Annotated in this window: 12 protein-coding genes and 1 tRNA gene; 6 read left to right on the forward strand and 7 right to left on the reverse strand. The window is 57.0% G+C overall.

Features of this window, described 5'->3' with window-relative positions:
• Positions 1-69: 69 nt before the first annotated feature.
• Positions 70-1,197 carry a formylglycine-generating enzyme family protein gene (locus V8J85_RS05450; RefSeq protein ID WP_339952668.1) on the reverse strand — a complete coding sequence of 376 codons (1,128 nt, stop codon included), beginning with the start codon at positions 1,195-1,197 and terminating at the stop codon, positions 70-72.
• Complete coding sequence (locus V8J85_RS05455; RefSeq protein WP_339952669.1) at positions 1,172-1,699, reverse strand: hypothetical protein; 528 nt, start codon at positions 1,697-1,699, stop codon at positions 1,172-1,174. Before V8J85_RS05455 ends, V8J85_RS05450 begins: the two co-directional genes overlap by 26 nt.
• A 104-nt stretch (positions 1,700-1,803) precedes the next feature.
• On the opposite strand from V8J85_RS05455, the gene V8J85_RS05460 reads away from it, so the two are divergent.
• Positions 1,804-3,759 (forward strand): bifunctional 2',3'-cyclic-nucleotide 2'-phosphodiesterase/3'-nucleotidase, encoded by a 1,956-nt coding sequence (locus V8J85_RS05460; RefSeq protein WP_339952670.1) that lies wholly within the window; start codon positions 1,804-1,806, stop codon positions 3,757-3,759.
• 213 nt (positions 3,760-3,972) lie between these two features.
• Here the strand turns inward: V8J85_RS05460 and V8J85_RS05465 are convergent, their stop codons facing one another.
• From V8J85_RS05465 to V8J85_RS05480, 4 genes are all read right to left on the reverse strand, one after another.
• Entirely contained in the window at positions 3,973-4,929 is a 957-nt protein-coding gene (locus V8J85_RS05465) for a hypothetical protein (RefSeq protein WP_339952671.1), read from the reverse strand.
• A gap of 78 nt (positions 4,930-5,007) precedes the next feature.
• Complete coding sequence (locus V8J85_RS05470) at positions 5,008-5,541, reverse strand: hypothetical protein (protein ID WP_339952672.1); 534 nt, start codon at positions 5,539-5,541, stop codon at positions 5,008-5,010.
• 128 nt (positions 5,542-5,669) lie between these two features.
• Positions 5,670-7,001, reverse strand: a complete 1,332-nt coding sequence (gene tig / locus V8J85_RS05475; protein WP_339952673.1) for a trigger factor — start codon at positions 6,999-7,001, stop codon at positions 5,670-5,672.
• Between the two features lie 22 nt (positions 7,002-7,023).
• Positions 7,024-7,108 (reverse strand) — tRNA-Leu (locus V8J85_RS05480).
• A gap of 167 nt (positions 7,109-7,275) precedes the next feature.
• Here V8J85_RS05480 and V8J85_RS05485 point away from each other — a divergent pair.
• The gene (locus V8J85_RS05485) at positions 7,276-7,743 is read left to right on the forward strand and encodes a Hint domain-containing protein (RefSeq protein ID WP_339952674.1); all 468 of its coding nucleotides are present in this window, start codon (positions 7,276-7,278) and stop codon (positions 7,741-7,743) included.
• A gap of 52 nt (positions 7,744-7,795) precedes the next feature.
• On the opposite strand, the gene V8J85_RS05490 is transcribed toward V8J85_RS05485, so the two are convergent.
• On the reverse strand, positions 7,796-9,481 hold the full coding sequence (locus V8J85_RS05490; protein ID WP_339952675.1) for an NAD(P)H-hydrate dehydratase: 1,686 nt from the start codon (positions 9,479-9,481) through the stop codon (positions 7,796-7,798).
• 175 nt (positions 9,482-9,656) lie between these two features.
• Here V8J85_RS05490 and V8J85_RS05495 point away from each other — a divergent pair, with 175 nt between their 5' ends.
• The 4 genes from V8J85_RS05495 to V8J85_RS05510 all read left to right on the forward strand — a co-directional run bounded on the left by V8J85_RS05495 (position 9,657) and on the right by V8J85_RS05510 (position 12,460).
• Positions 9,657-9,995, forward strand: a complete 339-nt coding sequence (locus V8J85_RS05495; RefSeq protein WP_339952676.1) for a P-II family nitrogen regulator — start codon at positions 9,657-9,659, stop codon at positions 9,993-9,995.
• Positions 9,996-10,063: 68 nt separating this feature from the next.
• A complete protein-coding gene (glnA, locus tag V8J85_RS05500; RefSeq protein ID WP_339952677.1) occupies positions 10,064-11,470 on the forward strand; it encodes a type I glutamate--ammonia ligase in 1,407 nt (468 codons plus the stop codon).
• Positions 11,471-11,558: 88 nt separating this feature from the next.
• Positions 11,559-12,035 carry a hypothetical protein gene (locus V8J85_RS05505; RefSeq protein ID WP_339952678.1) on the forward strand — a complete coding sequence of 159 codons (477 nt, stop codon included), beginning with the start codon at positions 11,559-11,561 and terminating at the stop codon, positions 12,033-12,035.
• Between the two features lie 110 nt (positions 12,036-12,145).
• Positions 12,146-12,460: a hypothetical protein gene (locus tag V8J85_RS05510; RefSeq protein WP_339952679.1), complete on the forward strand. Its 315-nt coding sequence runs from the start codon at positions 12,146-12,148 to the stop codon at positions 12,458-12,460.
• Positions 12,461-12,511: the final 51 nt, after the last annotated feature.

The raw sequence follows: 12,511 nt of genomic DNA on the forward strand, positions 1-12,511 counted from the left end.
ACATGGGCTCTGACCCGATCAAGATTCGTATATGGCGAGCGGCCGCCAAGAACATCAAGGCAAGCGCTGTTACGGCGATATTGGTTCTTGGGCAAGTTGGCGGATAACGCGAAACCCACGATATTCGCGACGACGATCTTCTGTCGGTCGGACACGTCGAGCCAATCGAAGTCCATCCATTGCCGTACCGTATCCTCCGCCTTTCGCGACACGCCGGCCACACGGAATTTCCGATTGAGCGTGCGCCAAATAGGCACTGCTGGTTGCCAATGCCAGATGCTTTTGCGACCAACACGACATAGTAACTTCCGCCACATTTCCAGACATGTGCCGTACGCCCCAAGCATTCGCTGCGTCAAGGTCTTCAACAGGCACAGGACGCTCCCTGTCCACAAGCTCAGGCATCCCTTCTGGTCGGTCGTATTGGCGAACATTCTCAGACGCTCTGCGCGAAAAATTCGCTTGATCAGCCGTCAGTTCGTCCCCTTGTGCAAATCTTGTCGTAGTTCCGGCCCGGGCCGCATACTCCCATTCAGCTTCGCTCGGCAATCGATAGACGTTGGCTCCGACAACGCCATTCAGCCAAGCAACATATTCGAGCGCGTCCAGATACGACACATTGACAACCGGGTGATTGGGACCAAGCGGGACGTAACCGTCCCTAAACGTCAGAACGGTATGGTCCGGTTCGTACGAACACCCGCCATCATCGACGCAAGCCATCCATTCCGCATGGGTGACTTCATTACGCGCCATCGCGTAAGGGATATCCATTTCGACGAGGTGGCGCGGATGTTCACTCGGGATGATATTGATCTCATTCGGGCCGCGGACAGTTCCGGTCGCGTTTTCGCCGTAGAAATCAAAAGGGTTACGGGACTCACCCCATTTCGCACCCATATGGAAACTTCCAAGCGGCATGACGATCATTTCGGGACAATCTGTGCATTCCGTAAATCGTTCAAGCGGGGTGACACTCCAACCATCGGTCAAAGAATAGGACGCCGCACTTTCTGATAGCGAAGAGCCGGGAAGAAAAGCGGTCAGAAAGGCCACTATGACTGCAAAGCGGTACGACAGTTTTTGATCCTTTCTGCTGCGCTCAGACCATCGGTTGTTGGATAAAAATCCGGCGAAACTTTGGCTTACTCTATTTGGTGAGCGCCATTGTCTAACTTGTATCTTCTCGGGTGCCACCAAACGGCTTCCTAGGCGCCTCTTTCCAAGATGGCGCCAAATCACCAAACAATCCAGCGTCGCCACCGCCCCACCTCACCATCCAAGAGTTAATGGCCGCGAAATCCTCCTCCCGTTCCCAGCGAAAGTATCCAAGCTCGCCTTTCGCCGGGATAGGCTCACATGCAACGGCATTCTCCAACACCAACCCCATCTGCCCACCGAACCACTCGCTTTCGGATTCGGACACGATATCAACCACATCCACGGCTCCGATGATCGCGCCACGCACCAATGCGTCCGGTCTTGGGCAGCGGACGCCATGCTTGTCCAGCCGCCACGCGCCCCAATCGTATTCGTCCTGTTTCATGCCGGTTGCGGCGTGAACGGCGATGCGGCGGCAGGTCATGCCGCCCGTCTTGATGGACCCGGCGGACCGGTTCTCGATCTTCTTGTACCCGGCCACAATCGACCACGCCCAAGGCTGGCGGACGGATAAGGCGACGTCAGGCAGGTCAATCATATCCCAGACCTATGCCGCCGCTGCGAAAAGACCAGCGTCATACCCTTGTGACACGGACCTTTCAGATGTCTACTGAACATCAGAAAAACCAACTGGGGGTTATCATGTCACTACGTCTGAACCGTCGTCATTTCATTGCTGGCTCTGCCGGTCTGATCGCGATGCATCCATTTTCCGCGCGCGCCGCGGGCAATCAGGCCCATCTGCGCCTGATGGAAACAACCGACCTGCATGTCCATGTTTTTCCTTATGATTATTACAGCGACCGACCAGTCGATACGGTGGGCCTGAGCCGTACGGCCAGCATCATCGAAGGGGTGCGGGCGGAGTCCACGAACTCGCTGCTGCTCGACAACGGCGACTTCCTGCAGGGCAACCCGATGGGCGATTACATCGCCTATGAGCGCGGCATGAAAGAGGGGGACATGCACCCGATCATCACCGCGATGAATACGCTTGGCTTCGATGCCTCGACCCTGGGCAATCACGAATTTAACTACGGTGTCTCCTTCCTGATGAAATCCGTCGCAGGCGCGGCCTTCCCGATCGTTTCCGCCAATGTTGTCAAAGAGATGGCCGGATCGCCGACCGAAGACACGACCCTCGTGCCGCCCTACGCAATCCTTGACCGCGAAATCACCGACGGCAATGGCGATACGCATCCGATCAAGATCGGCCTGATCGGCTTTGTCCCACCACAGATCATGAACTGGGACCGCCGCCATCTGGAAGGCAATGTGCAGGCCCGTGATATCATTGAAAGCGCCCGCGCCTACGTGCCGCAGATGAAAGAACAAGGCGCTGATATCATTGTCGCTTTGTGCCATTCAGGCATCGGCGAGGCGAAGGCGAGCGACGGAATGGAAAACGCGGCCATACCGCTGGCCGCCGTCGACGGAATCGACGCGATCCTGAGCGGGCACAGCCACCTCGTCTTTCCCTCGTCGAATTACGACGAATGGAAAGGCGTCGATACCGCCGCAGGCACGATCGGCGGCAAGCCCGGTGTCATGGGCGGGTTCTGGGGAAGCCATATGGGCCTTGTCGACCTCTTGATCGAGCGTGACCGCAATAGCTGGCGCGTCCTGTCCCATACCTCGGAAGCGCGACCCATCTCGCGCCGGGAGGAAGACCGCAGCATTACGCCGCTGGTCGAAGACTACGCGCCCGTCTTGGCCGCCGTGCAGCAGGATCACGACGAAACGCTGAATTACGTCCGCACCGCTGTCGGCAAAACCGCCGCACCGCTGCATTCCTATTTCGCGTTGGTGGCTGATGATCCGTCGGTGCAGATCGTCTCGAACGCGCAGATGTGGTATATCAAGGACCAGTTAACGGGAACCGAATATGCCGATCTGCCGCTTTTGTCGGCGGCCGCACCCTTCAAGGCGGGCGGTCGTGGCGGCCCGGAATACTATACGGACGTGCCTGTCGGTGATGTGGCGATCAAGAATGTCGCTGACCTTTACCTTTATCCCAACACCGTTCGCGCGGTGAAAGTCACGGGCGCGCAGGTCAAGAATTGGCTCGAGCGGAGCGCGGGGATGTTCAATCAGGTCGAGGCCGGGGCGACCGATGCCGTCCTGCTGAACCCCGATTTCCCCAGCTACAATTTCGATGTCATCGACGGGGTGACCTATCAGATCGACCTGTCGCAGCCGTCGAAATTCGACCGCGAGGGCGAGGTGATCAACCCCGATGCCAATCGGATCATCGACCTGCAATTCGATGGGCAACCGATTGATCCTGATCAGGAATTCATCATCGCGACGAACAATTATCGCGCAACTGGTGGCGGGAATTTCCCTGGCACTGGCGATACGATCATCTTTGAAGGACCGGATACGAACCGCGATGTGATCGTGCGCTATATCGTTGATCAGGGCACCGTCGATCCGAAGGCTGATGCCAACTGGTCGTTCAAACCGATGGAAGGGACGTCGATGATCTTTGAGACAGGCCCCGCAGGGGCGGCCTACGCAGATAGCGTCGAGGGTATGTCGATTACACCTGTGGGCACCTCCGACAGCGGATTTGCCCAGTTCCGGATTGAGATGTAGGCAATGCGCGGTGGGGTTCGTTGGAAAGGTGCAAAATCCGGAGCGGCCCCCACCCCGCAATTCCGTAAATTAACGCCTAAAAAATCGGCGATTTCGCGTATCGGAAAACCATCGGACTTTTATCGGAATTCCATCGGACTTTTTGTCAGAAACGAGATCGGTTAGGGCAGCGGGCTTTACGCTTCGTTGATCTTTCCGAACAAAGTCTGAACGTCAGAAATCACGCTCACGCTTCTCATAGATCACGTTGCAGGCGGCCTCATCCCGGACCAGCATGCGGTCACTTTGCCAAGGATGATCACCCGCGTCATAATTACGCTTCATCCGGGTCGCGTAGGGGAACGATAGTTCACGCATCGCCGCAATCGCGTCATCCATCGCGGCCTCTTGATTTGTCCCCTGCCCGATCAGGATCATCGCATTCGCACCAAGGAAGTAGCGGATGCGTGCGTCAACCGCCTCACGCTCTGCCTGCGGGAAGTTATCGATCCCGACAAGCTCTGTCTTGGCATGGAAGTAAGCGGCGCAGCGCTGGGTGCTGTAAAGCGGATCGGCCTCGCCCGCCATCATCATATCGGTCAGATCGCGCAGGGCCGCGTCGGGCTTTTCGATAATGACATCAAGCGGCACCTCAAGTTCCATCTGTTTGTCTGCAGGTCGGGTTTTGTCGATGAAAACAAAGCCTACGTCATATCGCCCCGGTGCGTTGAGCCGGGCGCTGACGGTGAAGCGGTCTTTGAAATAATCATCCTGCAGCGGCGTATCGATCCGCCGGACGCCGCGAAAGGTGTGGACGGGGCGCATTTGTTGCAACAGGTTGCCGTCCTTGTCGCGGATATTGATGAACAACTCCATCTCTTGCGGGTTGTCCGCCTGCCCTGGGTTCTGCTTGCCGACGTTGCCCAGATAGATGACCGCATCGATCTGCTCACCGGGCGCATAGACGTTGCTGCCACGGGCGCCCCATCCGCCGCGTTCATTGCGCGGCCCGTCCTTGTCCACGGTATAGGCTTCAATCAGGTAAAGCGGGTCCATGGCGTCTTGGGCTTGTTGCAAGGTCATGTCGGTCTCGGTGATTTGTGTTGGGGCGTCGTTAAGCTGAATGGTCTGGGCGGCGACCGGTGCAGTGAGCAACGCCGCGGTGACAACTGACGGTAGAAATCTAGGCACATCAATTTCCTTTATCTGGTTTTTTGTATGTCAGTATTGAACAATGTTCATACCTTAGTCAAGGAAAATGAACATTGCTCAATTTCGCTGATTGGTTTCGCTAGAAACAGATGGCTTTGCTTCGACGCTAACAAGAATGATGAGAAGCAGCATGACCGACACCGCCGGAGCGGCCACCTTGATCGCTGTGTATGGCCACAGACCAGTAATGAGACCAAAAAAAGCGACGAACAGGATCACCGCGCCGATCTCGTCCAGTGTGGCGTCGTTCAATTCAGGGCTTATGAGAACTTGCGCCAAAGTGATCGTCAATGGCGCCGTCAACGCCACAAAGAACCAAGCCAGTATGACAATCGCAACGACGTCTGATGCCAAGTAAGTTTCATGATTTGACAAACGCCAGACCGTTAAGCCCGCAAGCAGCGTCGAGGGGATGACAAATACTGCTATGTAATCCGATGGCCGCCCAAGCAGGAATGTGTCCATCATCCCCGTGCTAAAAATTAGGATACCGGCATTCAAGGGCCCACCGAAAAGAAACAACAGGCAAAGCCATAATCGTCGCGGCTCTTTCAGTTTTAGCTTCATAGGTGGATGATTATCATCACGCATATCTGCTTAATCCGTTATTTCTGTTTTAACAGAAATAACGGATTAAGCAGATATTTCAAGATTTGATGAACATACAAACAAAAAGGGGCGCGCAAAGGCGCCCTCTTTCAACTGCGAAGTTGTTGAACTTATTCTTCTTCCAGCTTCTCAACAGCTTTTTCAAGGTCGTCTTTGCTGACCTCTTTTTCCTTCACCGCGGCCTGTTCAAAGATGTGGTCCACGACCTTGTCTTCGAAGATCGGCGCCTGGATCTGCTGACGCATCTGGGCGTTCTGCTGGATGAAATCGAAGAACTGGCGTTCCTGACCGGGATACTGACGCGCCTGATTCATCACCGCTTGCGTCATTTCCTGATCGGTCACCTTGACCTCGGCTTTCTGGCCGATATCGGCAAGCAGCAGGCCAAGTTTCACCCGGCGTTCAGCCAGTTTAGTGTGTTCTTTGGTCGGCTCGATCTCGGGATGATCGTGGCCCTGCACGTCGGGATTTTCCTCGTGCCACAGCTGATGCGCGATCTGCTTGGCCTCGGCATCGACAAGCGATGGCGGCAGGTCGAATTTGACCTTCTTGTCCAACTCATCCAACAGCGCACGCTTGGCCACCGCGCGGGACGCGCCGGTATATTCGGCCTCCAGACGTTCTGAAATCTGCGCCTTCAGCGCGTCCAGATCCTCGGCCCCGAATTTCTTTGCCAGTTCATCATCGATCTTGGGCTTCTTCGGCCCCTTCACTTCCTTGATCGTGCAAGTGAAGACTGCGGCTTTGCCCTTGAGGTTCTCGGCCTGATAATCCTCGGGGAAGGTCACTTCGACGTCTTTTTCATCACCGGCTTTGACCTTGAGCAGGCCATCTTCGAAACCGGGAATGAAGGAACTCGAGCCCAGCACCAGCGGATAATCCTCGGCCGCGCCGCCTTCGAAGGGCTCACCATCGACCTTGCCGACGAAATCCAGAATGACCTGATCGCCGTCTTTCGCAGCGCCTTTCTTGGGCTCGTAATTCACCGCCTGCGGGCTGTCGGCGAGGTTGTCCAAGGCTTCCTTGACCGCGTCGTCATCGGCCTTGACCACCATCCGTTCCAGCTTGATCTTCGCGAAATCGACATCGTCAATCTCGGGCAGCTTCTCGTAAGACACCTCAACATTGACGTCGTCGCCTTCTTTCCAGTCCTCGTTGGTCATCTTCATTTCGGGCTGGGCAGCGGGACGGTCGCCGGAGTCTTCCAGATGCTTGGTCAGAGCGCCGTCGATGCTTTCCTGCATCGATTCCCCGATCAGGCGCTGGCCGAACTGCTTGCGCAGCAGGGCCATCGGCACCTTACCCTTGCGAAAGCCCTTCATCTCAACCGTCGGCTGCGCTTCTTTCAGCTTTTCCTCTACCTTCGCGTCGAGTTCGGCGGCAGTGACGGTGATCGCATAGCCGCGTTTGAGGCCTTCGTTCAGGGTCTCGGTGACCTGCATTTCTGTGTCCTTCTACATGTTTTGGTGCGGGTGAAGGGACTTGAACCCCCACGCCTTGCGGCGCCAGAACCTAAATCTGGTGCGTCTACCAATTCCGCCACACCCGCATTATCGAAAATGGGGCAAGCTGGCGCCTGCCCCTGATTTGCGCGCTGTCTAGCAAAGACATTCAGAGGATGCGAGAGGAAAAACACCCCAAAAAAAGCAGGTCCTCAACGTTTTTCCGCCATGATTGGCGGTGCATATGGCCGGGCTGCCACTGCCGAGGATCAAGATGATGCGCCTGACGGCCCGCCGGACTGAAACGCGATTGGATATACAAGGCCAGGAAACCGGCCTGTGCGCGGGAACGCTTGTGATGACCCTGGACGGGGACAAACCGGTCGAGGCGCTGCGCGCCGGTGATCGCGTCGTGACCCGCGACCGCGGTGTTGCGGTGCTGCGCGATGTCGGCCAGCGCCAACTGGATGTGCGCCCGGTCATGATCAAGGGTGGATCGCTGGGCCATACCCGGCCCGAGATGGATATGACCGTTACACCCGGAACGCGCATTCATGTGCGCGATTGGCGGGCGAAGGTTCTGTTCGGCCTGCCAAGCGCGAATATCGAGGCGCATCGTTTGGCCGATGGTGAATTTGTGTCACGACAGAAGCGACAACAGATGCAGGTATTCGATCTGCAATTCGATGCGGATCACATCATCTATGCCAACGGGGTCGAGGTGGCGTTGAAGGCGGCTTGACCCGTCACGCGATGCAGTCCGCAACCGCGTTCACAGAGCCACCCGGCCTTTGTTACAACCCACGTTCTCGGAGCACCTTGGGCAATTCCTCGGGCAAATCCTCGGCGATCAGACCGGGGCCGAAGCTGAGCGCACATTCCGTGTGTAACCAAGCCCCGGTCTCGGCCGCCTGCATTGGCGCGAAACCTCGGGCGACAAGCCCTGTGATGAAGCCCGCCAGCACGTCCCCCGACCCTGCCGTGGCAAGCCACGGGGCGGATCGTTCATAGACCGATGCGTTGATACTGCAACGGCCCGACGGATCGGCAATGACCGTATCCGGGCCTTTGAAGAGAACGACGCAGCCTGCGCGTTTGGCCGCCTCGCGGGTGGCGTCAACTTTGGAATAGGCGGGGCCTTTGGTGGCTGGTGCGTTCAGCTTTTCAGAAATGTCGGGGAAAAGCCGGGCGAATTCGCCTGCATGCGGGGTGAGGACGCAGTTCTTGTGGAGCTTGGCGAAGAGGGCTTCATCGCGAGACAACAGCGTCAGTGCATCGGCGTCCAGCACGAGACCCCGCCCGTGGTTTGCCCCGGGGCCACTGCCAGATATTCGAGGTCCCAGGTCAAGCCCGAGACGGGTGTTTTCCAGCGTTTTGGCGACAAGGGCAGCCTCCCACTCTCCCGTCCCCAGCCCGGGTCCGAGGCATAGCGCATTGATCCGCCCATCTTTCAACATCTCTACAAGCGCATCAGCGTCCTTCACGGCGGACAGCATGACAGCATTCAACTGCGCCGCGTTCTCAATCAACGCCGCAGGTGGACAGCCAACAGTCACGGCCCCCGCCCCAACCCGCAAAGCGCCCCGCGCCGCAAGGCGCGCCGCGCCGCCTTTGCCGACGCCGCCAGAAAGGACGAGGGTGTGGCCGTGGGAATATTTGTGCGTTTGAAGCGTCTTGTTCAGGCCATCACCGAAGAACCCGGTGAGGTCCAATTCGATGTCGTATGTCGTAATCCGCCCAACCGTTTCATCTCGGCGCGGACCAAAGCCGCTCAAGTCTAAATCCACGGTGGCAAGACGGCGAATATCATAACAAGTCGGCGGGCAGAAATGTCCAACCTTGGGTGCATGAAACGTTACGACCAGTTTGCTGAAGAGCCAGTTACCGCCGATGGGTTGGCCAGAGTCGCTGCACAGCCCGGAAGGTATATCAACTGCCACGCCATGCGCGTAGCATTCTTCGGTCCATTCAGCCGAGATGTCGAGCAACGGGTCGTCAAACTTTCTGGTCAAGCCAGTGCCGAACAAGGCATCAACGTAGATGGTCTGCGCGCCAAGGTTTATCTCTGTCTCATTCGCATGGTCGTAAAGAAAATCTGAGTATTCAAATGACCTGTCGATGGCTTGAGTAAGCGCGCCTGGAACGAGTGGATAAATGTCTCCCAATTCGCACCACTTGTCGTGATTTACTTTGGCATCCGGAGGCAGTTTGTCGGCCTCCCCATACAAAAACACCTCCACATCCCACCCCCTACTTTTCAATCGGCGCGCGATAACAAACCCATCTCCGCCATTGTTCCCCGGCCCGCACAACACAACCGCACGGTGGTTCTTTGCTTTCAGCTCCGGCCATTCCTCAAAAATCGCGTCCACCACCCCCTGCCCGGCGCGCTCCATCAGCTCCAGCCCGGTCACTTCTCCGCTCTCGATCGCCGCCTGTTCGATGGCGCGCATTTGGGCAGCGGTAAGGAGTTGGGTCATGGTTTCAGCACCTCAAGTTTGCAGAACGCCCAATCTGAAATCGGATTGCACAAAAAATGGGCAACCTCTAGGCTTTCCCCAGAACAGCCCGGCAACAGGGTCGGCTGCGAATTGTCCGCATGCAAGAGAAATGATCTGACCACTTGCAAAGACGAATGAGGGGAGTCGCGTTCACATGAAAAAGATCGAAGCGATCATCAAGCCGTTCAAGCTCGATGAGGTGAAAGAGGCGCTCCAAGAGGTCGGCGTTCAGGGTCTTTCCGTCGTGGAAGTAAAGGGTTTTGGCCGTCAGAAGGGCCATACAGAACTTTACCGCGGTGCGGAATATGTCGTCGATTTCCTGCCCAAGGTAAAGATCGAGGTCGTCCTCGCCGATGATCAGGTCGAAGGCGCGATCGAAGCGATCATCGACGCCGCCAAGACCGACAAGATCGGCGATGGCAAGATCTTTGTCTCCCCCATCGAACAGGCGATCCGCATCCGGACCGGCGAAACCGGAGACGACGCCCTTTAGACACCCGCGCCCTGGGTCACGCCCGGGGCGACACCAAAAAAAGCCTACGGAAGGAAAGGTAACTGCGTATGGACAACAAAGCTGTTCTGAAGATGATCAAGGATGAAGAGGTCGAATATGTCGATATCCGCTTCACCGACCCGCGCGGCAAACTGCAGCACGTTTCGGTGGTCGCGGATCTGGTCGACGAAGACTTTCTGGAAGAAGGCTTTATGTTCGACGGTTCGTCCATCGCCGGTTGGAAATCCATCGACCAATCCGACATGAAGCTGATGCCGCAGGCGGACAGCGCATATCTGGACCCGTTCTATGCCGAGAAGACCGTGTGTATTCACTGCAACGTGGTCGAGCCCGACACAGGTGAAGCCTATGCACGCGATCCGCGCGGCACGGCCGTCAAGGCCGAAGCCTATTTGAAGTCCACCGGCATTGGCGACACCGCCTATTTCGGCCCTGAGGCGGAATTCTTTGTCTTCGATGATGTCCGCTTCAGCGTGGCGATGAACAAGGTGTCTTATCAGGTCGATGCGATGGACGGCGCGTGGAACACCGACACCGAATACGAGATGGGCAATACCGGCCATCGCCCCGGCATCAAGGGCGGCTACTTTCCTGTGAACCCGATCGATGACGGGCAGGAAATGCGCTCTGAAATGTTGTCCACCATGAAGCGGATGGGCATGAAGGTCGACAAGCACCACCACGAGGTGGCGTCGTGTCAGCACGAGCTGGGCCTGATTTTCAGCACGCTCACGCAGCAGGCTGATGAGCTGCAGAAATACAAATATGTCATCCACAACGTGGCCCAGGCCTATGGCAAGTCGGCCACGTTCATGCCCAAGCCCATCGCGGGTGACAACGGCACCGGCATGCACGTAAACATGTCGATCTGGAAAGACGGCAAACCGCTGTTCGCGGGCGATAAGTATGCCGATCTGTCACAGGAAGCGCTGTATTTCATCGGCGGTATCCTCAAGCACGCGAAAGCGCTCAATGCGTTCACCAACCCGTCGACGAACAGCTACAAGCGTCTGATCCCCGGCTTTGAGGCCCCCGTGCTGCGCGCCTATTCCGCGCGTAACCGGTCGGGCTGTGTCCGGATCCCGTGGGCCGAAAGCCCCAAGGCCAAGCGTGTCGAGGCCCGCTTCCCCGATCCGGCCGCCAACCCATATCTGTGCTTTGCCGCCCTGTTGATGGCTGGCCTTGACGGTATCAAGAACAAGATCGATCCAGGGGCGTCGTCCGACAAGGACCTTTATGATCTGCCGCCGGAAGAGCTGGCCGAAATTCCGACCGTCTGCGCGTCGCTTCGTGAAGCGCTGGACGAGCTGGAAGCAGATCACGAATTCCTGCTGGCCGGTGACGTGTTCACCAAGGATCAGCTGGAAGGCTACATGGAGCTGAAGTGGGAAGAGGTCTATGCCTACGAGCACACGCCTCACCCGATGGAGTACAAGCTGTACTATAGCTGCTAAATCCCGCCATCTTGAAAAACACCCCCTTTTCGCAAAGGGGGTGTTTTTTTGCCTTATCGTCGCCACAGGGCGGGCCTACCCGATCGGGATGACCGATTCATCTGTGAACAACACCCGCCGTGGCCGCCTTTCATCCACCGTACAGGATTTGCTGGACGAAGACCCAACCGCCTTGCGCATCGCGGCAGAGCAGATCGACCTTCACGGGAAGGAACGGGATGATCCGCCGCTGCAGATGATAGCCGATGTCTTTTGGGGGCGGCGTTCTGTCTTTTTCGTCAAAAAGACAGAGGCACAGTTCAAACGGTCCTTGTGGTTTCAGACGCTTGCCGCATTCCTGATCTTTCCTCCGGTTGGTCTGCTGCTGGCCATCTTCAACTTTGTCGGCGGCATAAAACCACGTGTCACGCGACTGACCTTTTTCGGCGCGGTGGCCTTTGCACTGATCCTCTTGTCGTTGTCGAAGGCGGTTTATAGCGGCTGTACAGCGGTCGATAATGGGCCCGGTAAGATGATGACCGCAGATTGTTCCCAGGCGCCCACCAGTGAACCGATCAGCCTTTAGCGGATCGTAACAAACTGTGCTTAAGGTCACCAAATATGGTGAAGTTGTTGTGCGTGGGATGCAAATCTCGTAGACATTCAAAAAACCTGGGACGTGGAGAAAAACAGCCAATGACATCTTTGGGAAAATTCGTGTTGGTCATGGGTGCGACCGGTCTTTTGGCGGCGTGCGAAGGACGCAGTGGCGACAGTATTGACCCTGTCGATGCCGGGATCGACGGTGGTCCACTTGCTGACGGGGTTGCATCAATCTGGGTCAGCCCTGACGGGTGTCAGTACTGGTACATCGATGACGGGATCGAAGGTTACATGGCCGCCCGCCTGAACCGGGACGGCACCCCGCGTTGCACCGCCGCCGAACGGGGTGAGAGCATCACCACCAAGGGTGGTGGCGTTATCCAGGGGGAGCCTGAGCCGGTCCGCTGAATTTAGCGACAGGTCCGTCAAGGCCGTCGGGCAAAGCCAACGCGATGCAGG

Source organism: Yoonia sp. 2307UL14-13, assembly GCF_037572755.1.
Lineage (GTDB): Bacteria > Pseudomonadota > Alphaproteobacteria > Rhodobacterales > Rhodobacteraceae > Yoonia.

What these genes read in the sequence shown, in the direction of transcription:
- V8J85_RS05455 (WP_339952669.1), bottom strand. Translation starts at nt 1,699, where the DNA reads ATGATTGACCTGCCTGACGTCGCCTTATCCGTCCGCCAGCCTTGGGCG.
- V8J85_RS05460 (WP_339952670.1), top strand. Translation starts at nt 1,804, where the DNA reads ATGTCACTACGTCTGAACCGTCGTCATTTCATTGCTGGCTCTGCCGGT.
- V8J85_RS05470 (WP_339952672.1), bottom strand. Translation starts at nt 5,541, where the DNA reads ATGCGTGATGATAATCATCCACCTATGAAGCTAAAACTGAAAGAGCCG.
- tig (WP_339952673.1), bottom strand. Translation starts at nt 7,001, where the DNA reads ATGCAGGTCACCGAGACCCTGAACGAAGGCCTCAAACGCGGCTATGCG.
- V8J85_RS05485 (WP_339952674.1), top strand. Translation starts at nt 7,276, where the DNA reads ATGATGCGCCTGACGGCCCGCCGGACTGAAACGCGATTGGATATACAA.
- V8J85_RS05490 (WP_339952675.1), bottom strand. Translation starts at nt 9,481, where the DNA reads ATGACCCAACTCCTTACCGCTGCCCAAATGCGCGCCATCGAACAGGCG.
- V8J85_RS05495 (WP_339952676.1), top strand. Translation starts at nt 9,657, where the DNA reads ATGAAAAAGATCGAAGCGATCATCAAGCCGTTCAAGCTCGATGAGGTG.
- glnA (WP_339952677.1), top strand. Translation starts at nt 10,064, where the DNA reads ATGGACAACAAAGCTGTTCTGAAGATGATCAAGGATGAAGAGGTCGAA.
- V8J85_RS05505 (WP_339952678.1), top strand. Translation starts at nt 11,559, where the DNA reads ATGACCGATTCATCTGTGAACAACACCCGCCGTGGCCGCCTTTCATCC.
- V8J85_RS05510 (WP_339952679.1), top strand. Translation starts at nt 12,146, where the DNA reads ATGACATCTTTGGGAAAATTCGTGTTGGTCATGGGTGCGACCGGTCTT.